Below are 24,189 nucleotides of genomic sequence, written 5' to 3'. Positions count from 1 at the left end.
CCTCGGCCACGGGCTCGGTCGCTGCGTCCGCCGGCCGGACGTCGGCCGCGGGAGCGACCTGGAGCGTCTTGCCGGAGCCGCCGGCCTTGCCGGCGTCGGCGGCCTTGGCGGCGTCGGCGGCCTTCTGCGCGGGCGCGGAGTCCTCGGGGGCGGGAGCCGCCTTCTTGACCGACACCTGCGGCGGCTTGGCCGGGTTGTGGTCGATGCGAGCGTACGCACGTGTCGCGAACGGCGCCGGGTAGTTCTTCTTGCCCGGGCCCTTGCCCCACTTGGTGATGACGTACTGCACCTTGATGTGGCCCTGGCCGCCGTTGCCGTCGACGTGCAGCGAGCTGGAGTTGAACGTGCCGCCGGTCAGGTCGGCGAACGTCTTGGCGTCCAGGTCGAGCATGACGCCCCTGCTGGACGGCTCACCCGGGCCGCGGTCACCGACGAAGAAGGGCATCGTCTTGCCCTTGTAGATGACATAGCCCTCGGTCAGCAGCGGCCAGCTCGGGCTGGCGGCCATCCCCTTCTGCATGGGCTTGCCGCTCGCCGGCAGGCCGGTGTCACCGGCGCGGCCGGAGCTGTCGTCCCAGAAGTACGAGGCGGTGGTGGCGCCCTTGAGCAGCACCTGCTTGTCCTCGGGGACGTCGGCGTGGGCGGGCGTGCCGCCGATGGTCAGGGCACCGGCTACGGTGGCGGTGAACAAGGCGATCGAACGCATGCCAAATCGGACAGACATGGGAGCTGTGGGGTCCTTTTGCTGGGTAACTGGGGGCAGCGCTCACTCAGGGGGCGTAGCCGGGCAGCAGGCCGAACGGTCGCTACGCGCGGGAGCGCGAAAAAGTCTGGGTAAGGTGGCCGCTCAGAGGGCGGCGGATGACGCTACGCAGTCGGGGGGTACGCGGTAGTGCATCTGGGAAGGTGTCCTCTCCATCTCGCCTACCGGGTTAGCTGACGGGTTCGGGCGTGGAGATGCCCTACCGACCTGAGCGGTCGGACTCACCCCAAGAGGTGGGTCCCCGGTTCCCGCGTGCGCGGGATTCGGCGCCGGCCAGTCGCCGCTTCCTTGTGAAGGGCAGGTCACTGGCTGGTAACGCGGTTGACTCTAGCCCGCAATTCGGACAAGTGCAAAGGAAAGCCCATGAATCGGGCGAAGATCTACCTATGACGGCAAAGAAAGAGGGGGCACGGCATGCCGTGCCCCCTCATCGAATCCCGGCCTCAGCCGCCGCTCTTCCGCCTGAAGGATCGCTTGCTCGCGGCCGGTCCGTGCGCCCCGTGAATCTTGGATGGGTCGGCGCCCCTGTCACCCGCGCCCGAGCCCGCCTGCTGGGCACGCTTGCGCTCCAGCGCCTCACGGAACTTGCGCTTCATCTCGTCCTCGGGTGTTTCGCTGACTTCCGGTTCCGGTGATTCGGTCATGAGGACCTCCTGGTGTTGGGGACATCCAAAGCTTCGCACGCCCCTGCTCATGGCGCGAAACGGGCAGTGCCCGCAATCGGGACACACACCAGGCTGATCCACTGGCCGTCCCAAAAAGCGGGTCGAGCCGGGAATGCAAAACGTCATGGAACGGCAAAGCAGGTCAGGGCAGCATCTCCAGCTCCTCCGGAGTGAGGACGAGGTCCGCCGCGGCGGCCGAGTCGACGGCGCTCTCCGGCCTGCTGGCCCCCGGGATGGGAATCATCACAGGACTGCGGGCCAGCTCCCACGCGAGGCACACCCGCTGCGGCGACACGCCCCGCTCGGCGGCGACCGCGGCGAACGCGCCGTGCCGGTCGCCGAGCCCTCCCGCCCGGCCGATGCCGCCGAGGGGCGACCAGGGCAGGAATGCCACGCCGAGCTCCTCGCACAGGTCGATCTCGGGCTCGCTGGTGCGGAACCGCGGCGAGTATTCGTTCTGGACGGAGGCCAGCCGCCCGCCCAGGATCCCGTGGGCGAGCCGGATCTGGTCGGGGTTCGCGTTCGAGATGCCCGCCATCCGGATCTTGCCCGCGTCCAGCAGGCCGCGCAGGGCGCCGATCGTCTCCTCGTACGGCACCGCGGGGTCGGGCCTGTGGTGCTGGTAGAGCCCGATCGCCTCCACGCCCAGCGCCTTCAGGGACCGCTCGCACGCCTCGACCAGGTAGGACGGCCTGCCGTCGACGTCCCAGCCACCGCCGGCCGTACGGGTGTGGCCGCCCTTGGTCGCGACCAGCGCCGCGCCGGCGTCGCCGCCCCAGCTCGCCAGCGCCTTGGCCACCAGCCGCTCGTTGTGGCCGACCTCCTCGGCCGTGGGCGTGTAGGCGTCGGCGGTGTCGATCAGCGTGACGCCCGCGTCGAGCGCCGCGTGGATGGTCCTGATCGACTGGCCTTCGTCCGGCATGTGCCCGGCCACCGACATGGGCATGGCCCCGAGGCCGACGGCGCTGACGGTGATGTGTCCAAGAAGTCGCGTGTTCATACCCCAATCCTCCACCGTGTCCGGCACGAGGGAGAAGGGCGCGCACGGGGATACCAAGCAAGGGCTTGTTTGCAGCTCGGTTCCGGATCTACGGTGAGTGCCCGGAGCCGACGAGGGAGAGCAGGCGCATGGCGACGTTCCAGGTCGGGGCGGTCAGCGTGACCGAGGTGGTCGAGACCGACATGCCGGTGCCGGTGCCGCTGGCGTTCCGCGGCCTGGACGGTGAGGCCGACCGGCTCGACGCCCTCCGGGACCGGTTCCCGCCCGCGCTGTTCACCCCCAAGGGGCACCCGCTGCTCGTCTTCCGCAGCCACGTGCTGCGCACGCCGCGGAGCGTGATCGTGCTCGACACCTGCTGGGGCAACCAGAAGGAGCGCCTGCTGGACCCGTACGCCCACCTGCTGGACACCGGCTACCTGGACGGCCTGGCGGCGGCCGGGGTCGGGCCCGCGGACGTGGACTACGTCTTCTGCACCCACCTGCACCAGGACCACGTCGGCTGGAACACCCGCCTGGTGGACGGCGCCTGGGTGCCCACCTTCCCGAACGCCACCTACCTCTTCGTCGCCGCCGAGTACGACCACTGGACCGCGGTGCCGCCCGGCGCGCACGGCCACGACTCCTTCGCCGACAGCGTGCTACCCGTGGTGGCGGCCGGGCGTCATCGCCTGGTCGGGCCGGGCTTCGCCATCGACGACGCGGTGCGCGTCGAGCCGCTGCCCGGCCACACCCCTGGCCACTGCGGCCTGCACGTGACGTCCGGCTCCGAGGAGGCCGTCTTCACCGGCGACCTGTTCCACGTCGCCTACCAGTTCGCCCGGCCCGGCTGGCACATCGTCTCCGAGCACGGCGCGCGGCGGGCCACCGCCACCCGGGAGGCCTTCCTGGCCCGGTACGCGGACACGCGGGTCCGGGTCGTACCGGCCCACTTCAACCTGCCCGCCGGCGGCTACCTGGAGAAGCGGGCCGACGGGTACGGCTTCGCCCCCGCCTGAGGCGAGGGCGAAGCACCGGCTCCCGCACGCAGGTCACGGACCCGGCGGGCTCACTTCACGGTGAGCGTCTCGGCGACCGGGCGTGGCGAGTCGGGCGTGCAGGTCACGCTCACCCTCCCGACGCCGGCCGCGTCGGCCTCGACGGTCGCCTTGCCCGCGTAGAGCTCGTACGTGCCCGCCTTGCCGGGCGTCCACGTCCCTTCGAGCTGCACGCCGATGATCTCTCCGGCCCGATAGCGCGTGCCGGCCGCCGTCAGCCGCAGCGTCGTCGGCTCCGGGCCGGTCAGGTCCATGTCGATGCTCCCCTTCCAGTTCCCGATCTCCACGGGCGTGTCGATGGGCGCCTTCAGGGCGAGGATGATCCGCACCGGCGTGCCGGCCGAGATGGCGGCGGGGGTGATGGTCAGGAAGCCGGTGACCGTGCCCTCCAGCTGACCGGCCTGGGGGACGTCACACCGGTACGGGGCCTTGAACTCGTACCCGAACGCCAGGGCCTGCCCGACGATGGCGACGAGAGCGACGCCGGACAGGGCGGTCGTCGCGAGCTTGCGGTTGGTGCTGAACAATGCCGGCGTCTCCTTTCAGTCGGACTGCGCCACCACGGCGGGCGCGGGGCGGGGCAGCGGACGGTCCCGCACGGCGAGGGTGATGACCCGGTGCACGATCCATTCGAGCGGTCCCCGCCGGCCCCACTGCCGCCAGGTCGTGGAGAACAGCACGAAGAACGCGAAGAAGCTCACGTACAGGTGGAACGACAGGGGCGGCTCCCCGAAGGGGATCAGCAGGGCGAAGTGGCCCACGTAGCAGGTGAGTGCGAGGCTCCCGGTGGCGGCGATCGGCCAGAGGACGCGCTGCCAGGCCGGGCGGTCCATCACGATCAGGAAGCCGCCGAGCAGGGTGGCCGCGATGCCGATGCTCATCGCCACCATCGGGATGCTCATGGCGTAGAGCTGGTGCGGCGGCGCCATCAGCAGCGCGAGCGCGGGCACCGAGCCGGTGCCCGGCTGGCCCGGCACGCCCTGGCCGTGCAGGAGCTCGCGTCCGCCGAGCGGCGTGGCGACGAGCCAGGACACGAAGCAGGACAGCACGACCGCGGCGAGGCCGAACGTCAGCAGCCGCAGGCGGATCGCGTGGTCGTGCAGGTCGAGCCGGCCCGCCGCCATGCCGGCCAGCAGCAGCGGTAGCGCGTACAGCGCCTGGGGGTGCGTCAGGTAGAACAGCGCCCAGGACGGCCACTCGGCCGGGCTGACCAGCAGGGCGAAGCCCGTCACCGAGGGGTAGGTGTAGAACTCCCTGGCGAAGTCGCCCGCGAGGTTCAGCACGAGCAGCGTGACGACCGGGCTGGCCACGGCCAGCGTGCCGGCGGCGATCATCAGGGTGCGCGCGCCCAGCTTGAGCACCGGCAGGAGCAGCAGGAACCACACGCAGTACCACAGCAGGATCGGCTCGCCCCGCCAGTCCATGAGGAGGGCGAACGGCAGGAGGGCGGCCGAGCGCATCGCGAGCCGGCGACGCGCCATCGTCAGCCTGTGGCCCTCGGGCGGTCTGCGGCCGCCCGTCATCAGGGCGGCCGACACGCCCGCGCAGACGACGAACAGGCTCATCGGGCGGGTGGGCAGGTTGTGGGCCAGCCAGTCGAGGACGCCCGAGGGTTGCGCGGGCGGCAGGATCGGGACCAACCAGCCGGTGGGCAGGATGTGGACATAGATCATCGCCAGGATGGCGATCGCCCGTACCACGTCGAGGCCGAGCAGCCTCCCCCTGGGTAACGGGTGGGCTTGCGTAGTCGCAGTCAATTCAGTTCCCGTCCATCACCGTGATGTGCGGCAGGTCGCTCGTCCTCAGCCGGCTGACGAGGTCGTCGAAGTGGGGGTCGTGCCGGTCGAGTCCCGAGGCGACCATGTCCGAGAGCACCTCGTCGGTCCCGCCGCCCAGCCGTGACAGCCTGGCGTCGCGCCAGAGCCGCTCCAGCGGGAAGTTCCTGGTGTAGCCGCGGGCGCCGAGGATCTGCATGGTCGTGTCGATGATCCGGCAGACGCTCTCGCCGGCGGTGAGCTTGAGCGCCGAGATCTCGTGCGCGGGCATCCGCCTGTCCCGCTGGGCGCCGGCGACGAGGTGTTCGAGCCGGCTCTCCAGGTTCCACAGCTCGGCCCGGCAGGCGGCCAGCCGGTGCCGGACGGCCTGCTTGTCCATGACGCGCTGCTCGCCGAGGCTGCGCCGGCGCGCGTAGGCCACGGCCAGGCGCAGCGCGACGTCCGCCGTGCCGATCAGCTGCGCGCAGATGGCCAGCCGCTCGAACTGGAGCAGGTGCGTGGCGTAGAGCAGCCCGATGCCGCGGTTGCCCAGCAGCGCGTCGGCGGGCAGCTTCGCGTCGAAGGTGACCTGCCCGACGTCGCAGGCGTGCAGCCCCATCGTCTCGAAGAACCCGTCGACGCTGACCCCCGGGTGGTCGAGCGGCAGCAGGAAAAGGCTCAGGTCGGCGACGTGGCTGGGGCTGTCCATCCTGGCCAGCACCACCATGTAGTCGGCCCGCCCCACGTTGGAGATGAAGCGCTTGCGCCCGGTCAGCCGCCAGCCCCCGTCCTCGGCCACGGCGGTCGTCTGGACGTTGACGAGGTTCGACCCGCTCTGCTCCTCCGTGGCGCCGAAGCAGCCGATGGCCCGCCCGTCGAGCGCCTCCTCCAGCAGGCCGAGCTGGCGCGGCCCGCCGGCGAGCCAGTGGAGCGCGCCGATGAAGATCTCGCTGTGCCCCATGGTCGCGAGGGCGAGGCCGCTGCTGGCCTGGCAGAGCTCCTGGCACATCGCCACCAGCCGCGGCAGCCCGCCCTCGGGGCCGTGCTCCCAGCGCCGCCTGAACAGGCCCGCGGCGCCCAGCGCGGCCGGGACCGCCCTGGGCAGGTGACGCTCCTGCTCCCAGCGTTCGAAGTCCTTCTCGTCGTACGCCGACAGCATGTCGCGGATCTGGGCCCGGAAGTCGCTCTCCGAAATCACGCCACCGGCTCCAGCCAGGCCGGGTGCCCCGTGCCGTGCACGGCGTCGTGCAGATCGGCGGTCAGCATGGACGTGATCGTCCCCCGGGTCCCGCCGCCGATGGGCCGCCCGTCGACGGAGTGGACCGGGACAACGCCCGCGGCCGTGCCGGTGAGGAAGCACTCGTCGGCGAGGTAGAGGTCGCTGCGGACGAGGTCGGCCTCCCGGGTGGGCACCCCCCGTTCGGCGGCCAGGGTGAGCACCGAGTCGCGGGTGATGCCGGGCAGCGCCCCGCTCGTGGCGGGCGGGGTCAGCAGGGTTCCATCCCGCACGACGAACACGTTGTGCGCCCAGCCGTCGGCGACGTACCCGTCCTTGTTGAGCAGGATCGCCTCGTCACAGCCGGCCGCCCTCGCCTCGGTCTGCGCGAGCATGGCGTTGAGGTACTGGCCGGTGGCCTTGGCGGCGGGCGGCAGGGAGTTGGCGGTCATCCGGTGGAAGCTGGAGATCTTGGCCTTGACCCCGCCGGTCTCCGGCGCCCCGACGAGGGGGCCGTGCTGGAAGGCCATCACCGCCGTGTGGAACGGCGCCGCCAGCGGGTCGGCTCCCTGGCCGAGGAACATGATCGGCCGCAGGTAGCAGTCGCCGAAGCCGTTGGCCAGGACGACGTCGAAGCAGGCCCGCTTCAGCTCCTCCACCGAGAAGCGCGAGGGCACGCCGTAGATGGCGGCCGACCTCCGCAGCCGCTCCAGGTGGTCGGTGAGCCGGAAGACCACCGTTCCCCGGTCCGTGGCGTGGCTGCGGATGCCTTCGAAGAACCCGATCCCGTAGTGCAGGCCGAGGGTGCTGACGTGGACGGTCGCGTCTTCCCATGCCACGAGCTCGCCGTCGAGCCAGACCGATTTGCTGTTCATGAAAGACGTGCCTCCTTACGTGAGCTCGGCCACGGTCCGCCGGTCGAGCTGCCCGTCGCTGTGGAGCGCGCGGCACTGCGCCCGCTGGACCTTCCCGGAGGTGGTGCGCGGGATGGTGCCCCTCCGGACGATCCGGATCGACGTGAGGCGCGTGCCGAGCGTGTCGGTGACGGCGGAGCGGATCTGCCGCGCCAGCGCGGTGGCCTCGTCGGGCGAGGTGACGAGTGCGTGATCGACCTCGGCCAGCATGGAGAACCGGCCGCTGTCGATGGAGTCGCGGAAGACGGCGCACGCCCCCACCCGGGGCCCGCCGACGTCGTGGCCCACGGCCTCGACGTCCTCCGCGAAGATGTTGCGCCCGGCCAGGGTGATGACCTCGTCGCGGCGGCCGAGCACGTACAGCTCGCCGTCGTGGACGAACCCGGCGTCGCCGGTGTCCCACCACTCCCCTTGCCGGGGCACGAACCCCTCGGCGGTCTGGTATCCCTCGAAGAGCCAGTCGCCGGCGAGGTGGATGGGCGCCGGCTCGCCGCCGGTCTCGGCGCGCAGCCGCACACCCCCGAGGGGCGCGCCGAGCGAGACGTGCCCGCCCGGCCCCTGCGTCGGGCCGCCGAAGAGCGGGCGGCTGGTGCTGCCCACGATGCCCTCGGCCAGGCCGTAGCTCGGCCGGATCGCCTCCCACGGGAATCCGAGCGGCCCCGCGACCGCGTGGAAGTCCAGCAGGGTCTGCCAGTGCAGCCGCTCGCCGCCGCTGAGAGCGGTGCGCATGCGCGACAGGTCCAGCCCCTCCTCGTACGGCACCGAGGCGGCCAGCCGGTAGGCGAAGTTGGGGGCGGCGGTGATGGTCGCCCGCGCCTGGGACAGGGTGGTCAGCCAGCTCGACGGCTTGCCCGCGAACGTGCTGGGCGCGGCGATGACCATCTCGGCCCGGCTGGCCAGGCCGCTGAGGAACATGGCGACGAGCCCCATGTCGTGGTAGAGCGGCAGCCACGAGACCACGCGGTCGCGGTCGACCTCCAGCTCCATGTGCGTCGTGATCATGGCGAGGTGCCCGGCGAGCTGGTCGCCGCGCAGGACCACGCCCTTGGGCGCGCCGATGCTGCCGGAGGTGAACTGGATCAGCGCCCTGTCCGGGATCGCCGCCTCCGGGACCGCGTGCCGCTCGTGATCGGGCGCGGTCAGCTCCACCAAGGACAGCGTCTTGGCCCCGGGTGGCACGGGCAGGTCCGTGGAGTCCCCGTCGGAGACGAAGAACGGGCTGCCGATCGCGTCGAGGACCGGGACGAAGTTGTCCAGGTATCTCTGCAGCGCCGCCGCCCGGGGAGGCGGCGGCACGGACACGACGCAGCCGCCGGCCATCCAGATGCCCATCACCGCGGTGATGGAGTCGAGGCCGTTGTTGACGGTCATGGCGACCGGGGTGCCCGGTGTCACCCCTGCCCTCCGCAGCCGGTAGGCCGTGGAGGCCGCCCGCGCGGCCAGCTTCGCGTAGGTCAGGCGGGTGGTCGCCTGCCGGTCGACGACGGTCAGGCCCAGCCGGGTGCCCCGGAAGGGCCTGACGATCTCCTCCAGGCTGAGGTGCTCAGTTGGGTAGTCGGGCCCCTGGAGGACCGTCACTTCCCCGCCGTTCTCCAGGGTGCCTGTCTCCTGGCGGTCGGTCTCCGGCGCCGAGGCCGTCATGTCACCCGGCCGGGCTGCGCGCCGACGGCGGCCTCCTCGGCCTTCAGCTCCTCGACGGCCCGCTGGTCCGCGACCAAGGCCCGGTCCATGATGTCCTGGACCTTGCGGTCCGCGAGAGCCCGGCGCTCCAGCTCCTCCTGGATGTAGGAGACGTGCCAGTTCTCGTCCTTGATGATGCCGCGCAGCGTCCTGCGGATGACCGACGGGATCTCCCGCACGTCGAGATGCTCCACGTACTGCTCGACCCCGCGGCGCTCGGAGACCCAGGTGAGCGCGAGCATCTCGTCCAGCGTGCGCGGGATGCCGAAGTGGCTCGCCAGCCGCGTCTGGTAGGGCTCGTCCACCTCGACGATGTCGCCGCCGAGGTCGTTGATGGCCTTGGTCCAGAGCCAGGCGTGCACGGCCTCGTCACGCAGGTGCCTGCTGAGGTCGTTGCGCAGTTGCAGGCTGTCGGCCAGCCGGCTGAGCCGCAGGATGACGCCGGCGCCGTGGACCTCGGCCGCACGGTACTGGTTCAGCAGCCACATGGGCTCCAACTCGTCCTGCGGAATGTCATGAGTGATCATGCGTCGCTCTCCTCCAGGCTGACTAGCAGGATCTTCGCGACACTGCCGACCGTCTGAAAGTCCTCCATGGAAGTGAAATCCAGCTGCTTTCCCGTCTCGGCGTGCAGCGCCGCGAGCAGTTCGGCCGCGTCCAGCGAATCCAAGCCCAGATCCGAAACCAGATGGGTTTCCGGAGAGATATCCCTGAGCGGGATCGAACGCCCTCGGCTAATCAGTTTGGAAACGAGGTCGACTGCCTCTCCTTCGGTCATGTCCCGACTTCCTCGCATAGATGACCAATTCAGGCACAGAGTTCCATAGAGAGTGGCGCGGGTCAAGACACTTCCCGGCCGCTCTTTCTATATGGACTTTTTTCGCCCGGAGCCCCGATCGGACAGCCCGGTGAAAGGTGGTTGAAAGGCGCGCGCCTTATCGTGCGGGCCGCCGGGCCTCGCCGCCTCGCTGGTCAAGCGGCTCATCGACAGCCGAGCGACCGCGCCACAGCCCGACAGCCGACTGAAATGCGACTGAAAAGCGCCGTCCATAGCGTGGCGCCGCGGTAACAACTGGACACGGCGGAGGAGACGATGCGGGAAGTGTCAGGCGATGGCGTTTTGAACGCCGCCCGATTAAATCACGTCGAATTCTATGTGGCCGACGCCGGCGCCGCAGCCGGCGACATGGCCGCCCGGTACGGATTTGAGACCGCCGGGGCCAGCGACCCCGGCGAAGACGGCCCGGAGCGGTCCGTCGCCATCCGGCAGGGCACTATCACCCTCGTTTTCACCTCCGCCTCCACACCCGCGCATCCGGTCTCCGAATACGTGGACGAGCACGGCGACGGGGTCGCGGCGATCGGGCTGCGCGTGGACGACGCCCGGGCGGCGTTCCAGGAGGCCGTCTCGCGCGGGGCGCGTCCCGTGGCCGAGCCGGCGCCGCTGGGAGGCGGTGTGGCCGCCTCCGTCCAGGCGTTCGGCGACGTGGTGCTGAGGTTCGTGCAGCTCCCTGAGGGGGCGGACGGCGGCGCGGTTCCCTGGCTCGCGCCCGCCGCGCCCGCGGGCGCCGGCGGCACGGGCCTGGAGGTGCTGGACCACTTCGCGGTCTGCCTGCCGTCGGGTGACCTCGATCCGCACGTCGATTTCTTCGAGACCGTGATGGGCTTTGAGACGATCTTCGCCGAGCACACCGTGGTGGGCGACCAGGTCATGGACTCCAAGGTGGTGCAGAACGCCGCCGGCGACGTCACCCTGGTGCTGCTGGAGCCCGGCCACAAGGGCGGCGCGCCCGGCCAGGTCGACGAGTTCGTCAAGGCCAACAGCGGTCCGGGGGTGCAGCACATCGCCTTCTCCACCGAGGACATCGTGGGGACGGTCGGCACGCTGAAGGACCGGGAGGTGGAGTTCCTCGATCCGCCGGCCAGCTACTACGAGCTCGTGGACGCCCGGCTCAACGTCACCCGGCACACGCTGGCGGAGCTGCAGCGGCTCAACATCCTGGCCGACGAGGACCACGACGGCGAGCTGTTCCAGTCGTTCACCCGGCCGGCCACGCCGCGCCGCACGTACTTCTTCGAGGTCATCGAGCGGGCGGGCGCCACGACGTTCGGCAGCGGCAACATCAAGGCTCTCTACGAGGCCGTCGAGCTCGAGCAGTCACGGCAGAGATCCTGAGTCATGCCGGGGCCTCCACTGACCATCAGCGACGTCGAGCGGGCCGCCGCCAAGGCGCTGCCACCGGAGATCTGGGACTTCTTCTCCGGCGGCAGCGGCGACGAGGTCACCCTCCGCGCCAACCGGACCGCGTTCGACGAGGTCTTCGTGACCCCGCGGACGCTCGTCGACGTCGCGGCGCCCGCGATGTCGGCGCGGCTGCTCGGCACGGACGCGACCATGCCGGTGGCGGTGGCGCCGATCGCCTACCACAAGCTGGCGCATCCGGAGGGCGAGCTGGCCGTGGCCCGGGCCGCCAAGGCCCTGGGCATCCCGCTGACGGTGGGGACTCTCAGCAGCTGCCGGCTGGAGGACGTGGCCGCCGTCGGCGGCCCGCTCTGGTTCCAGCTCTACTGGCTCCGGGACCGCGGCCAGATCCTCGACCTGCTGGGTCGCGCGGAGGGCCTTGGCTACCAGGCCGTCATGCTGACGGTCGACTGCCCGCCCTTCGCGCGGCGGCTGCGTGACATGCGCAACGGCTTCAGCCTCCCTGAGACGGTGGTGGCCGCGAACATCGCCGATCCCCACGAGCGGGTGGCCCACACCGGCGAGGCGGGGGCCTCGGCCATCGCCGCGCACACCGGCGCGCTGATGAGCCCCACGCTGACGTGGCGCGACGTCGCCTGGGTCAGGGAGCGGACCAGCCTGCCGCTGGTGCTCAAGGGGGTGCTCGACCCGCGCGACGCGGCGCTGGCTGCCGAGCACGGGGTGGACGCGCTGGTCGTGTCCAACCACGGCGGGAGGCAGCTCGACGGCGCCCCGCCGAGCATCCAGGCGCTTCCCGCGATCGCCGACGCGGTGGGCGACTCGTGCCAGGTCCTGCTGGACAGCGGCGTGCGCCGCGGCGCGGACGTGCTCAAGGCCCTCGCGCTGGGCGCCGCCGGAGTGCTGGTGGGCCGGCCGGTCCTGTGGGGGCTCGCGGCCGACGGCGAGCGGGGCGTCGAGGCGGTCGTCACGATCCTCCGGGACGAGCTCGCCAGCGTGCTGGCGCTGGCCGGCTGCCCGGACCTGGCCGCGGCCCGCGGGCTCCGCGTCACCTGGAGAGGAGCACGATGATCGGAGACGTCGACGAGGACCACCGCCCCGGTGCCGAGCCGCCGCTCGCAGACCTGCTGGCCGCGCACCTGCACGGCTCGCTCAGCGACCCGGCGCTGGAGGGCATGAACCTGCTCAACGAGCTGGTCTCGCGCTTCCCCGAGGCCGTGTCGTTCGCCGCCGGGCGCCCCTTCGAGGAGTTCTACGACCTGGAGGACCTGCACCGGCACGTACGCACCTTCTGCGCGCACCTGGAGACCGAGCTCGGCCAGACACCCGCCCAGGTCGTCCGGACCATCTTCCAGTACGGCCGGACCAAGGGCTTCATCCACGACCTGATCGCCCGCAACCTGGCCGTGGACGAGGACATCAGCGCCGACCCCGACGCCATCGTGGTCACCGTGGGCTGCCAGGAGGCCATGTACCTGGTGCTGCGGGCGCTGCGCGCCGACGAGCGCGACGTCCTGCTGGCCGTGTCGCCGATGTACGTCGGCATCACGGGCGCGGCCCGGCTGGTCGACATGCCGGTGCTCGGCGTGTCGGGCGGCGCCCACGGCGTCGACCTGGCCGACCTCCAGGCGACGATCGACCGGGCACGCGCGGACGGCAGGCGGCCACGGGCGCTCTACCTGGTCCCCGACTTCTCCAACCCGTCGGGGCTGAGCCTGCCGGCGGCCACCCGGCACCGGCTGCTCGAACTGGCCGAACGCGAGGACCTCCTGCTGCTGGAGGACAACCCGTACGGGCTGTTCTCCCTCAGCGACGAGCGGCTGCCGACGTTGAAGTCGCTCGACACCCGGCGCCGGGTCGTCTATCTGGGCTCGTTCGCCAAGTCGTGCTTCCCCGGCGCCCGCGTCGGCTTCGTCGTGGCCGACCAGCTCGTTTGGGACGGCAAGAGCGAGCGCGGCGGCTACCTCGCCGACCAGCTTTCGAAGATCAAGAGCATGCTGACCGTGAACACGCCCCCCTTCGCCCAGGCCGCGGTGGGGGGCCGGCTGCTGGAGAGCGGATTCAGCCTGTCAGCCGCCAACGCCGCCGAGAAGGCGGTGTACCGGCGCAACCTCCGGCACCTGCTGGACGGCCTGGCGCGGCGCTTCCCGCCCGGAAGCGGGGTGAGCTGGAACACCCCGGGCGGCGGATTCTTCGTCGTGCTCACCGTGCCGTTCACGGTGAACGACGACCTGCTGGAGCGGTGCGCGCGCGACCACGGGGTCCTCTGGGTGCCGATGCACCACTTCTACGACGGCCGGTCCGGCATGAACCAGCTCCGGCTCTCGTGCAGCTCGCTGAACACCGAGGACATCGATCGCGGGCTGGACCGCCTGTCCGCCTTCATAGCGGACTCGGGCGACCGGTTTCGATAACGAAGGAAGGGAACGATCATGACGTTTGCACGCGACCCGGTATACGTGGTCCCCGAGGAAGAGGCACGCTCCATCGAGAGCCTGACTCTGAAACTGGCCGAGCAGTACAACGGGCCGGAGGACGAGGAGCTGCTCAGGGAGCTGCCCATCCTCGCCGCCGAGCTGCCGGTCGATCAGCGCAGGTATCTCCGGTCGTTTGCCCTGGATGACCGGCTGGGTTACTGCGTCATCCGGGGCCTGCGGGTGGACGATTCCCGGATCGGCGACACGCCGCCCCACTGGCGGGATCGCCCCGACCCGTCACCGGAGTTCCCGGAGGAGATCCTCCTGCTGCTGCACGGCGCCCTGCTGGGGGAGCCGTTCGCGTGGCGCACTCAGCAGGACGGCCGGTTGGTCCACGACATCTTCCCCATCAAGGGCTATGAGACCGAGCAGATGGGCGTGGGCAGCACCGAACTGCTGACCTTGCACACCGAGGACGCGTTCCATCCGTGGCGCGCGGACTTCCTCCTGCTGGGCTGCCTGCGCAACCCCAGGGGGATCGCGTCCATCATCTCCGACATCGATGTGGACGAGCTCGACAGCGCGCACGTGGACATCCTGATGCAGGAGAACTTCATCATCCGTCCCGACGACTCCCACCTGGCGGTGAACAACATCATCTCGGAGTCCGACGGCGACATGTTCAGCGAGATCGACAGGCTGAAGAAGGACGACGTCCGGGTCGCCGTGCTGTGGGGCGACAGGAACGCGCCGTACATCAGGATCGATCCGTACTTCATGGAGGTGCCGGACGACAACCCCGAAGCTGCGGAGGCCTTCCGCGCCATCGAGGACCTGATGGAAAGGAGCGTCCACGACGTGGCCCTGGAGCCCGGCGACATCCTCGTCATCAACAACCACCGGCTCGCGCACGGACGGCGCCCGTTCACGGCGTCGTACGACGGGCGGGACCGCTGGCTCAAGCGCGTGAGCGTGACCACCGACATGAGGAAGTCACGCGCCAAGCGTGGCGCCGCGACGGCGCGGCTGATCTAGCACCGGCCTGAATCAGCACCGTGCTGATCTTGCGCTGAGCGCACCACGACAAGAGGATGACTTTCACCTATGCCTGCCGAAGTGCGTGAGTCCACACATCAGGGAGATGCCCGCCGGCGGATGCCGGAGACGGCGCGCGGCATTCTCATGGTTCTCCGTGTCCTGCCCGACGTGGGCCGAGCGCGCACGTGGACGCTCGGGGTCTGCATCGTGCTGACGGCGGGCCTGCCCATCGTGATCGCGGTGCTCACGGGCCTGCTCATCGGCCAGATCGTCTCGGCCGCCGAGGCGGGGCCCGCGTCGGCGGAGGCCGGCGCCGCGATCACGACGCTGATCGCGATCGGGGTGCTCGTGGTCGTCGAGCGGGCCATCGGCCCGATCATGGCGGCCACGGCCTCGACGCTGGGACGCGATCTGGATCGGTACCTCCAGGAACGGGTGCTCTCGGCGGTCAACCGCCCCGGCGGGATCGCCCACCTGGAGGATCCGGACGTGCAGGACGAGATCCGGATCGTGCGCGGCCTCGGGATGAGTGCCTACCGCCCGAGCCAGACCGTGGAGGCCCTGCCACAGGTGCTCTCCGACTGGCTGCGGGCGCTCGGCTCCGCGGCGGTGCTGTTCGCGTTCCAGTGGTGGCTCGGGCTGCTGTGGCTGGTCCTCTGGCCGGTCGTGGTGTACCGCATGCAGCGCGACTACGCCAGGATCGGCCAGGAGGGCTACAAGCAGAGCACCGAGCTGCGCCGGGCCGAATACACCCGGGACCTGGCCCTCAACACGCCCACCGCCAAGGAGGTGCGCGTGTGGGGGATGCTCGACTGGCTGATCTCGCGCTTCGACAGCACCTGGCGGGCGGCGATCACACCGGTGCGCGAGGCGCGCCGCCCCCGCCCCGCCACGGTGCTGGGCTCCAGCGGAACCATCCTCGCCATCAACGCCCTCTCGTACGGCCTGCTGGGCTGGGCGGCGGTCCGGGGTGACCTGGAGCTCGGCGCCCTCGCCGTGTTCGTGCAGGCGCTGATCGGCGCCAACTCCTACGCCCTTGGCGACGAGCACTTCTACCTGTCGTACGCGTCCGTCACGGTGCCGAAGCTCCTCACCCTCGAACGGCGCCTGCTCCAGAACCGGCCGCGGGAGCCCCGCGCTGCCCTCACGGCGGTGGCGGACACCGCCCCGCGGGAGGGCATCCGGTTCGAGCAGGTCACCTTCCGCTACCCGCGGGCCGAACGGGAGGTGCTGTCCGGGCTCGACCTCGACATCGAGGCGGGCCGCTCGCTGGCCATCGTGGGCGAGAACGGCGCCGGCAAGACCACCCTGGTCAAGCTCCTGAGCGGCCTGTACGAGCCGACGCAGGGCCGGATCACCATGGACGGCGCCGACCTGGCGGCCCTGGACCCGGCCCAGTGGCGGCGGCAGGTCGCCGTGCTGTTCCAGGACTTCGCCCGCTACCACCTGCCGGTCCGCGACAACATCGGGCTGGGCGCGCCGGAGCACGCCGGCGACCTGGACAAGATGCGGCTGGCGGCGGACAGGGCGGGCGCGCTCGACGTGATCGAGGCCCTCCCCCACGGCTGGGACACGGTGCTCTCCCGGGAGTACGAGAACGGGGTGGACCTGTCCGGCGGGCAGTGGCAGCGGATCGCCCTCGCCCGCGCCATGTTCGCCGTGGAGGCCGGCGCCCGCGTGCTGGTGCTCGACGAGCCGACGGCGGCGCTGGACGTGCGCGCGGAGGCCGACCTGTACGAGCGCTTCCTGGAGCTCACCGAAGGGCTCACCACCTGCCTGATCTCGCACCGGTTCTCCACGGTGCGCCGCGCCGAGCGGATCGTCGTCCTCAGGGACGGTGTGGTCGCCGAGGACGGCGGCCACGAGGAGCTGCTCGAACTGGGCGGCCACTACTCCTACATGTTCAACCTCCAGGCCGAGCGATTCCGCACGGACTCCGTGGTGTCCGGCGAAGGAGGCACGGATGCGTGACACGCTGCGCGCTTTCGCCACGACGATCGGCTTCGGTTTCCGGGCCGCGCCGTGGCACGCGACGTTCCAGATCCTCACCGAGATCGCCCTCGGCCTCGTCGGCCCGTTCATGGCCTACGGCGTCAAGCTGCTGATCGACGCCGCCGCGGCCGGTGACCTGCGGCTGGCGCTGGTGGCAGGCACGGTGCTGAGCGTGGCCACGGCGACGCTCATCGTCGCCATGTCGTACAACGCCCACTGCGTGTTCACCGTCATCGAACGGACCCAGGCGCTCGCCGACCGCAGGCTGATGAGCCTGATCGGCGGCATCCACGGCCTGGCCCACCACGAGCGGCCCGAGTATCTCGACCAGGTGTACCGGCTCCGGGAGGAGCGCGAGAGCCTGGCGGAGATGACCAACGCCTCGGCGGGCTTCGCGGCCGCGCTGATCGGCCTGGTCACCACGGCCGTCATGCTGGCCAGGGTGCATCCCGCGCTGCTCGCGCTGGCGCTGGTGGCCCTGGTGTCGATGTACCTGAGCAGCAAGGCCAACGACATCCGGGTGGAGGCCCAGGAGGAGACCAGCGAGCCCGAGCGGCTCCGCCGCCACCTGTACGACGTGGGCACGACCGCGTCGGCCGGCAAGGAACTGCGGATCTTCGGCCTGACCGGGGAGATCGTCCGGCGTCACCACGAGGTCTCCGACGAGGTGCTGAACGCCCGCAACGAGGCGGACTGGCGGGCGGCGAGGCTGAAGTCCATCGACGCGCTGATCAACGCCGCCGGGTTCGTGGGGGCCATCACCCTGGTCCTCACGCTCGCGCTGAACGGGCGGGCGACGCCCGGTGACGTCGCGCTCGTCGTCGGCCTGGCCCTGGAGATGGGCAGCGTCATCGCGAGCTCCGTCGGCTACGGCGGCGACTTCCTGTGGGTGCTGAAGCAGGCGCGGCGCTTCATCTGGCTGGAACGCTACGCCGAGTCGGCGGCGAAGGAGCCGGCCGATCCGGCACCGGCCCCGGCCGGGCTGGAGCACGGCATCGACCTGATCGACGTGACGTTCCGCTATCCGGGGGTGGAGCGCCCCATCCTGGACGGCGTGTCGGCGCACCTGCCGGCCGGGGCGGTCGTGGCCCTCGTCGGTGAGAACGGCGCGGGCAAGACCACCCTGGTCAAGCTGCTGTGCGACTTCTACCAGCCGGACGGCGGGCAGATCCTCGTGGACGACGTCGACCTGGGGCGCATCCCCACCGAGGAGTGGCGGGAGCGCGTGAGCGCGGCGTTCCAGGACTACGCGCAGTTCGAGTTCCTGACGCGGGAGACCGTGGGCGTCGCCAGCCCCGCCAAGATCGGCGACGACGAGGCCCTCAACGGCGCCCTCGCCAGGGCCGACGCGGACACCGTGGTCGCCGCGCTCCCCCAGGGGCTCGACACGCAGCTCGGCACCACCTGGACCGAAGGGGTGGACCTGTCCGGCGGCCAGTGGCAGCGGCTCGCCCTGGGCCGCGGCCTGCTGCGCTCCGACCCGCTCCTCGTCGTCTTCGACGAGCCCACGGCGGCGCTCGACCCGCAGACCGAGCATGCGCTGTTCGAACGGTTCGCCGAGGCGGCCCGCTCGGGCCGGCAGCACGGCGCGGTCACGCTGCTCGTCTCCCACCGGTTCTCCACGGTGCGCATGGCCGACCTCATCGTCGTCCTGGAGCAGGGCCGCGTCCGGGAGGTCGGCAGCCACGAGGAGCTGATGAACCGCGGCGACCTCTACGCCGAGCTGTACGAGCTGCAGTCCCGGGCCTACCGCTGACCCAGGAGACCGCTGAGCTTCGCGCCTGCCGCTGACCCCAGCAGACGCGAAAAAGAGGGGGCCTGCCGTTACCGGCAGGCCCCCTCCGCTGTCGCCGGTCAGCCGGCGTTGGCGGAGGCCCTCGCGTTCATCTGCTCGACGAGGCTCTTGGGCCGCATGTCGGTCCAGTGCTCGTTAACGTAGTCGAGGCAGGCCTGGCGGCTGTCCTCGGGGTGCGCGACGGTCCATCCGTCGGGCACCTTGAGGAAGGACGGCCAGAGCGAGTGCTGCCCCTCGTGGTTGACCAGCACGAGGAAGCGGCCGTCGGGGTCGTCGAAGGCGTTCATGCGATGTATCCTTTCGGGTCGTTCAGGGAGTCGGGTCGTTCAGTAGATGGTCCGTGAGTCCGCGTGGCGCCTGCTCGCGCGCGACTTGCGCAGGTCGCGGGCGACGTTCAGCCGCTTGAGCCACCGGTCCGTGCCGTCGAACCTGGCCTTGAACGGCTTGCGCCCGTGCACCGCCCGGTAGTTGTCGAGGAAGAGGATCTCGCCCGGCTCCAGCGAGTACCCGGTGATGGCGGCGTCGATCTCCTTGATGAGCGTCTGGAGCGCCGCCGCCTCGGGGGCGGCGCCCGGCTCCTCCATGAAGTACGGGTCGAGCCGCAGGTACGGCTGCTCGGCATGGCCGAAGAGCACGGCGATCGGCTCCGGGTTCTCCTCCAGCCCCATGATCCAGTCGTAGCTGCGGTCCAGGAGCCACTGGGTCTCCTCGTCGGCCGCCCGCTCGCCGCGGTTCTGCGGCAGGTGGGACCTGTCGGCCCTGATCGGGAACCGCTCCTGCCGCATGATCTCGGCGACCTCGGGGGTGAGCTCGATGTCGTCGATCGACGCGCAGGTCGTCTCGATCCCGTCGGGGTTGCGCATGCACATGAGGCCGACGTAGTCGGTCCGCAGCGGGTGGAAGGCGTCCTCGGTGTGCCAGGTGAGCAGCTCCTCGCTGCCCGAGCCGAGCTGCTCCAGCCGGTGCTCCTTGATCGGCATCACGTCGTGCATGAGCCGGCCGTCCTGCTGGGTGGCCCAGGCGATGGGGTCGCCCAGCAGGGCGGAGCACAGGTAGAAGTAGAAGTCCTCGCGCAGCGTGGCCCGGCTCCCGATGCAGTGCTTCCAGTGCGCCGGGGTGGGGCCGATCCGCTCGTCGTCGATCGGGTACCCGCCGATCACGCACAGGGCGTCCGGCTCGGTGAGGCGGAAGTGGTTCAGCTGGGTCCGTAGATGTCGTGGCAGCTCGTGGGCGTGGATGGCGGCGTTGCCGACGAACTCCGGGTCCTCGACCGAGTCGTAGGAGGCCGTCAGCTCGTCGACCAGCGATCCGATCGCCGCGACGTCGGTGGTGGAGAGCTCAACTCTGAACATGGTCCGCACCCTGGTGGTCGTGGTGTCCGCGGAGCGCGCGGCCCAGCTCGTCCAGCCCGCGCTCGAAGGCGCGCGTCGGGCCGCCGAAGCCGAGCCGGACACGCTGGGGGTCGCCGAAACAGACGCCCGGGACGAGCAGCACCCGGTGGCGCCGGGCGAGATCGTGGCAGAAGTCCGTGGTGTCCACGAAGCCGATGAGCCGCGGGAATGTGGTCACCCCGCCACGCGGCTCGACCAGGTCGACGAGGTCGGCGTTCCGCCGCGACCACTCCCGGAGCAGGCCGAGGTTGTGGCCCGCCTGGTTGAGGCGGCCGGCGAGGAGCCGGTCGGCGCCCCTGGCGACTCGGCAGGCGAGGAACTCGACCAGCGGCGACAGGTGGAGCGTCGTGCGGTCGCGCAGGTCGAAGGTCCCGTGCAGCACGTCGGGGTGCGCGATGCACCAGCCGACGCGCAGCCCCGGCAGGCCGTACCCCTTGGACAGCGTGCCGATGGAGATCGCGCGGGGATAGTCCAGGACCGGGTCGCGCAGCGGCTCCTCGCCGTAGGTGAGCTCGCGGAACGCCTGGTCCCACACCAGGTAGGCGCTGGAGTCCGCGGCGATGCCGACGAGCTCGTCCCGCTCCCGCGCGGTCAGCGAGGCGCCGGTCGGGTTGTGCGGGAAGTTGACCACAATCGCCTTGGTGCGCGGCCCGACCAGCGTCCTGAGCAGGTCGAAGTCCGCCCGATAGGAGTCGGACGCGTCCATCCGCCACGGCACGACCGTGCATCCGAGCGTGCGGGCGATCGAGTGGTGGGTGTGGTAGGCGGGATCGAGCACCACGATCTCGTCGCCCGGGTCGAGCAGCGTGCTCATCACGAGGTAGATCGCCTCGCTCGCCCCGTGGGTGACCATCGCCCAGTCGGGGTCGCCGTTGCCCCACTGGTCCGCGATCGCGGCCCGTACCTCCTCTCCGCCGAGCGTCGTGCTGTCGCGCAGCACGATCTCGTCGAACTCCGACGAGTCGATGTCCAGCAGCTTCCGCAGATCGGCGACCGAGTAATCCTCGACGCCACTGCTGCCGATGTCGAAGTCCACCGAGAAGTAGTAGTGCCGCATCCAGTCCTCGAGCGCCGCGGATTCGTATCTCATGCGCCGGCTGTCATTTCGTGTGGCTCCATTTCTCTGTGACCGGCCGCTGCACAGCGGCAGTTAAATGGTATGCAGAAACGGGCGATTCCTGAAGAGCGCGGGGCGTCGATTCTCTCCCTTTTCCGGGCCCGGCCCGCGTAGTACGTTTTCCACAATTGCTCTTCGATCCGCAAAGCGAAGGACGGCAATGGACGCGATGGCACGGACCGGCGGGGCGAAGCCCGCCGCGTCGACCAGAATCACTGACATCGACGGGCTGCGCGGATTCGCGGTCCTGGGCATCCTGGCAGTCAACATGCTCGACCTGGCCGACCCCGGGCGGGTGTTCGGCGTGAGATCGTTCACCGGGCCGGTGGACACCGCCGTGGAGGGCTTCATCACCGGCGCCGGCCTGCTGACCTTCCTGACGCTGTTCGCCTTCCTGTTCGGCTACTCCTTCAGCCTGCAGCTGGCGGGGGCGCAGGCCGAGGGGGCCAGCGTGGTGCCCCGGACACTCAGGCGGCTGCTGACGCTGATCGCCATCGGCGCCGCGCACCTCGTCTTCCTCTGGCGGGGCGACATCCTGATGCTGTGGGGCCTGCTCGGCCTGCTGCTCCTGGCGCTGCACGGCATCCGGGCCAGGACGGCGCTGATCCTGGCGCTCTCCCTGGCCACGCTGGCCCTGCTCTACCAGGGGTTCAACGTGCTCACGGCCGAACCCGAGGCGGCGGCGCCGGTGATGACCGAGGAGGCGCGGGCCGCGCTGGCGGCCACCCTGGCCGGTGGTCTCGACTACGTCTCCTTCAACCTCGGCACGTTCGCGGTCGAGGACCTCTACCTGCAGTTCCTCGAGGTGCCGTCCATGTTCACCGTGTTCCTGCTGGGCTACGCGGCGGGCCGGGCGCGGTGGCTGGAGAACGACGAGGTCCTGGACCGGTGGCTGCCCCGGATCCAGCTCATCGGCTTCGCCGTCGGCGTGCCCACGGCGGTGGCCCTGGCGTGGGTGGAGGTGAGCGACGGCGACTTCATGTCGATCCCCGGGCTGGCTGGCACGTTCGGCGCGCCGTTCCTCGTCGCCTTCCTGGCCGCGACGCTGCTGCGCATGTCGCGGCGCGGCAGCCGGGTGCTGCGGGTCCTGGCGCCGGCCGGCGTCATGTCGCTGTCCAACTACCTCATGCAGTCGGTTCTGATGTGCCTTCTCTTCACCGGGTACGGCCTCGCGCTGGCCGGCCGGGTGCCGCCGCTCGGAATTCTCGGCGTCACGGCGGTGATCTGCGTTCTCCAGGTCCTTTGCAGCGCCTGGTGGACGCGCCGCTTCCGCTACGGGCCGGTCGAATGGGTGCTGCGCTCCGCCACTTATGGGCGGCTTGCTGACATGCGCCGCTGAACGAGCACGCGTAAATAGAGCGCGCATTTCTCGGGATGCGCGCTCTATTTTGTTGCCCGGCGTTTTCGCGCTGTTCTCGTCCGCCCCCTGGGATTGTTTTCTAGTCGGCGTCCGCCCCCCGCTCGTCCGCCCCCCGCTCATCCGCCTGCCGCCCGTCCGACTGCCGCTCGTCCGACTGCCGCTCGTCCGTCGCCAGGCAGTGCTCGACCAGCCGCCGCAGAGACTCGACGTACCTCGCCGCCACCCGTTCGACGGTCTCCGTCCGGTGCAGGGCGGTGCTGTAGTTCCACTCGAACACCATCCCGCCGTCGCCGCTGCGCGACGCCTCGATCTGCAGGACGTGCGCCCGGGGCTGGTCCTCGCCGAGGCTCGGCCCGCACAGGTCACCCGGCAGCTCCCGGGCGAGCAGGCCGACCGCGTCGTCCTCGACCGCGTCGAACCCGCCCAGGTAGTTGTAGCTGACCTGCGGCCCCGGCAGCTCGCGGAGACGGCGCACCCCCTCGTCACCGGGGTCGGCCAGGTGGCGCAGCGCGCCGTAGCCCACTCCCCGGTGCGGAGCGGCGCGGAGGCGGTCCCGCACCCCCCTCAGCAGCTGTCCCGGGTCCCCGACGTCGGGGCTGGACAGGACGACCGGGTAGACGGAGGTGAACCAGCCCACCGTGCGCGACAGGTCGATGCCGTCGGCCACCGCCTCGCGGCCGTGGTTCTCCAGGTCGATCGTGACCTGGCCGGTCCCGGCCCACTCCGCCAGCGTCCGGGCGAACGCCGCCAGCAGGATCTCCACGGTCTGCGTGCCGTACGCCCTGTTGGCGCGGGTGAGCAGCGCGCTCGTGGTGTCCGGGTCGAGGTAGACCTCGACCACGTCGGTGGTCGCCTCGCTGTTGTCGCCGGCCATGTCCAGCGGCACGGCGAACCCGGTGTCGAGCTGGTCGATCCAGTACGGGAGCTCGGCCTTGACCTCCGGCGACTCGGCGAAGACCGGCAACTGCCGGGCCCACTGCTGGAAGGACGTCGTCTTCGGCGCCAGCGCCCCGTCGGCGGCGCCCGAGGCGGCGATCGCCTCGTACGCCAGGTGCAGGTCCTCCAGCAGGACGTTCCACGAGACCACGTCCATCACGAGGTGGTGGACGATGATCCCGAGCCAGGCGGGCCGGTCGCCGCGGTCGAAGCAGGCCACCCGCAGCAGCGGGCCGTCGGCCAGGCTCAGCGACGTCTGCAGATCGGTCATCCGCGCTTCGACCGTGCGTTCCAGCTCTTCCTGCCCGAGAGCGGCGGCGTCGACGACCGAGAAGATCGGCGTGTCCTCGCGAGGGGCGTTCGCCTGGACCCAGGCGCCCTGCTCCGCGTCATAGGCGAACCTGATGCGCAGCGCGTCGTGGTGGCTGACGAGGGCGTCGAACGCCCGCGACAGCGCGGCGGCGTCGGTTCCGGGAGCCAGCTCGAACAGGCCGGCCCAGTTCCAGTGGTCGCGCTCGGCGATGTCGTGGCCGGCGAACCAGTGCTGGATCGGGGTGAGCGGCACCGGCCCGGACACTGTGCCCTGCTCGGCGAGCACCTCGCCCGCCCCCTGCTCCACTACGAGCGCCAGCTCTCCGATCGTCTGGTGGCCGAACACGTCGGCGATCTTCAGTTGCAGGCCGGCGGCGCGGGCCCGGGCGATGATCTGCAGGCTGAGGATGGAGTCGCCGCCCAGCTCGAAGAAGTTGTCGTGCAGGCCGACCCGCTCGACCCCCAGGACCTCCGCCCAGATCCGGGCGAGCGCCGCCTCGACGTCGGTGCGCGCGGGCACGTACTCGACCGCCTGCTCCAGGCTGGGGTCAGGGGCCGGCAGCGCCTTCCGGTCGACCTTGCCGTTGGCGGTCACGGGGATGGCC

At 70.9% G+C, this 24,189-nt stretch carries 22 protein-coding genes and 1 riboswitch; of the genes, 8 read left to right on the top strand and 14 right to left on the bottom strand.

Translation table 11 applies throughout. The annotated features are described in order from the left end of the window. The 3 genes from DQW85_RS04295 to DQW85_RS04285 form a co-directional block, all read right to left on the bottom strand. A partial coding sequence (locus DQW85_RS04295) for a hypothetical protein (RefSeq protein ID WP_240196913.1) occupies positions 1-706 on the bottom strand: 706 nt, incomplete at its 3' end. Positions 707-906: 200 nt separating this feature from the next. Then, positions 907-1,042, bottom strand: a riboswitch (cyclic di-AMP (ydaO/yuaA leader). Between the two features lie 164 nt (positions 1,043-1,206). Next, complete coding sequence (locus tag DQW85_RS04290; RefSeq protein ID WP_113699116.1) at positions 1,207-1,407, bottom strand: DUF5302 domain-containing protein; 201 nt, start codon at positions 1,405-1,407, stop codon at positions 1,207-1,209. A gap of 163 nt (positions 1,408-1,570) precedes the next feature. Then, positions 1,571-2,428: an aldo/keto reductase gene (locus DQW85_RS04285; RefSeq protein ID WP_113699115.1), complete on the bottom strand. Its 858-nt coding sequence runs from the start codon at positions 2,426-2,428 to the stop codon at positions 1,571-1,573. A gap of 128 nt (positions 2,429-2,556) precedes the next feature. On the opposite strand from DQW85_RS04285, the gene DQW85_RS04280 reads away from it, so the two are divergent. Beyond that, entirely contained in the window at positions 2,557-3,423 is an 867-nt protein-coding gene (locus DQW85_RS04280; RefSeq protein ID WP_113699114.1) for an MBL fold metallo-hydrolase, read from the top strand. A 50-nt stretch (positions 3,424-3,473) separates the two neighbouring features. Here DQW85_RS04280 and DQW85_RS04275 read toward each other — a convergent pair whose 3' ends face one another. The 7 genes from DQW85_RS04275 to DQW85_RS04245 are packed head-to-tail and all read right to left on the bottom strand — an operon-like array spanning position 3,474 to position 9,804. Continuing rightward, entirely contained in the window at positions 3,474-3,989 is a 516-nt protein-coding gene (locus tag DQW85_RS04275; RefSeq protein ID WP_113699113.1) for a hypothetical protein, read from the bottom strand. 15 nt (positions 3,990-4,004) lie between these two features. Beyond that, a complete protein-coding gene (locus DQW85_RS04270; RefSeq protein WP_162794717.1) occupies positions 4,005-5,219 on the bottom strand; it encodes a DUF418 domain-containing protein in 1,215 nt (404 codons plus the stop codon). Between the two features lies 1 nt (position 5,220). Beyond that, on the bottom strand, positions 5,221-6,414 hold the full coding sequence (locus DQW85_RS04265; protein WP_113699111.1) for an acyl-CoA dehydrogenase family protein: 1,194 nt from the start codon (positions 6,412-6,414) through the stop codon (positions 5,221-5,223). Beyond that, on the bottom strand, positions 6,411-7,307 hold the full coding sequence (locus tag DQW85_RS04260; protein ID WP_113699110.1) for a branched-chain amino acid transaminase: 897 nt from the start codon (positions 7,305-7,307) through the stop codon (positions 6,411-6,413). The genes DQW85_RS04265 and DQW85_RS04260 overlap by 4 nt, the downstream gene beginning before the upstream one ends. 15 nt (positions 7,308-7,322) lie before the next feature. Continuing rightward, positions 7,323-8,987: an AMP-binding protein gene (locus DQW85_RS04255; RefSeq protein WP_113699109.1), complete on the bottom strand. Its 1,665-nt coding sequence runs from the start codon at positions 8,985-8,987 to the stop codon at positions 7,323-7,325. After that, positions 8,984-9,553, bottom strand: coding sequence for a ferritin-like domain-containing protein (locus DQW85_RS04250; RefSeq protein ID WP_113699108.1), 570 nt, complete (start codon positions 9,551-9,553; stop codon positions 8,984-8,986). The genes DQW85_RS04255 and DQW85_RS04250 overlap by 4 nt, the downstream gene beginning before the upstream one ends. Beyond that, the gene (locus tag DQW85_RS04245; RefSeq protein ID WP_162794716.1) at positions 9,550-9,804 is read right to left on the bottom strand and encodes an acyl carrier protein; all 255 of its coding nucleotides are present in this window, start codon (positions 9,802-9,804) and stop codon (positions 9,550-9,552) included. The genes DQW85_RS04250 and DQW85_RS04245 overlap by 4 nt, the downstream gene beginning before the upstream one ends. A 315-nt stretch (positions 9,805-10,119) precedes the next feature. On the opposite strand from DQW85_RS04245, the gene hppD reads away from it, so the two are divergent. The 6 genes from hppD to DQW85_RS04220 all read left to right on the top strand — a co-directional run bounded on the left by hppD (position 10,120) and on the right by DQW85_RS04220 (position 18,429). Then, positions 10,120-11,202 carry a 4-hydroxyphenylpyruvate dioxygenase gene (gene hppD, locus DQW85_RS45645; protein WP_205314870.1) on the top strand — a complete coding sequence of 361 codons (1,083 nt, stop codon included), beginning with the start codon at positions 10,120-10,122 and terminating at the stop codon, positions 11,200-11,202. Between the two features lie 3 nt (positions 11,203-11,205). Further along, positions 11,206-12,297, top strand: coding sequence for an alpha-hydroxy acid oxidase (locus DQW85_RS45640; protein WP_205314869.1), 1,092 nt, complete (start codon positions 11,206-11,208; stop codon positions 12,295-12,297). After that, complete coding sequence (locus DQW85_RS04235) at positions 12,294-13,640, top strand: aminotransferase-like domain-containing protein (protein ID WP_113699106.1); 1,347 nt, start codon at positions 12,294-12,296, stop codon at positions 13,638-13,640. Before DQW85_RS45640 ends, DQW85_RS04235 begins: the two co-directional genes overlap by 4 nt. Positions 13,641-13,658: 18 nt before the next feature. Continuing rightward, a complete protein-coding gene (gene gntD, locus DQW85_RS04230) occupies positions 13,659-14,678 on the top strand; it encodes a guanitoxin biosynthesis L-enduracididine beta-hydroxylase GntD (protein WP_113699105.1) in 1,020 nt (339 codons plus the stop codon). 120 nt (positions 14,679-14,798) lie between these two features. After that, positions 14,799-16,652, top strand: coding sequence for an ABC transporter ATP-binding protein (locus DQW85_RS04225; RefSeq protein ID WP_162794715.1), 1,854 nt, complete (start codon positions 14,799-14,801; stop codon positions 16,650-16,652). After that, positions 16,645-18,429 (top strand): ABC transporter ATP-binding protein, encoded by a 1,785-nt coding sequence (locus tag DQW85_RS04220; RefSeq protein ID WP_113699103.1) that lies wholly within the window; start codon positions 16,645-16,647, stop codon positions 18,427-18,429. The genes DQW85_RS04225 and DQW85_RS04220 overlap by 8 nt, the downstream gene beginning before the upstream one ends. Before the next feature lie 98 nt (positions 18,430-18,527). Here the strand turns inward: DQW85_RS04220 and DQW85_RS04215 are convergent, their stop codons facing one another. From DQW85_RS04215 to vioD, 3 genes are read right to left on the bottom strand one after another with little or no spacing between them, the layout of a single operon-like run. Then, positions 18,528-18,755, bottom strand: a complete 228-nt coding sequence (locus tag DQW85_RS04215) for an MbtH family protein (protein ID WP_113699102.1) — start codon at positions 18,753-18,755, stop codon at positions 18,528-18,530. Between the two features lie 39 nt (positions 18,756-18,794). Then, a complete protein-coding gene (gene gntD, locus DQW85_RS04210) occupies positions 18,795-19,820 on the bottom strand; it encodes a guanitoxin biosynthesis L-enduracididine beta-hydroxylase GntD (RefSeq protein ID WP_162794714.1) in 1,026 nt (341 codons plus the stop codon). Continuing rightward, positions 19,807-20,949, bottom strand: coding sequence for a capreomycidine synthase (gene vioD / locus DQW85_RS04205; RefSeq protein ID WP_113699100.1), 1,143 nt, complete (start codon positions 20,947-20,949; stop codon positions 19,807-19,809). The genes gntD (DQW85_RS04210) and vioD overlap by 14 nt, the downstream gene beginning before the upstream one ends. A gap of 187 nt (positions 20,950-21,136) precedes the next feature. Here vioD and DQW85_RS04200 point away from each other — a divergent pair, with 187 nt between their 5' ends. Continuing rightward, positions 21,137-22,315: a DUF418 domain-containing protein gene (locus DQW85_RS04200; protein WP_162794713.1), complete on the top strand. Its 1,179-nt coding sequence runs from the start codon at positions 21,137-21,139 to the stop codon at positions 22,313-22,315. 100 nt (positions 22,316-22,415) lie between these two features. On the opposite strand, the gene DQW85_RS04195 is transcribed toward DQW85_RS04200, so the two are convergent. After that, positions 22,416-24,189, bottom strand: a 1,774-nt coding sequence (locus tag DQW85_RS04195; protein ID WP_240196911.1) for a condensation domain-containing protein, incomplete at its 5' end; no start/stop codon positions are given.

Origin of the sequence: Nonomuraea lactucae (genome assembly GCF_003313395.1) — a bacterium.
GTDB classification, from domain to species: domain Bacteria; phylum Actinomycetota; class Actinomycetes; order Streptosporangiales; family Streptosporangiaceae; genus Nonomuraea; species Nonomuraea lactucae.
The sequence above is the reverse complement of the archived record's forward strand: the minus strand, read 5'-3'. Positions and strand labels throughout refer to the sequence as shown.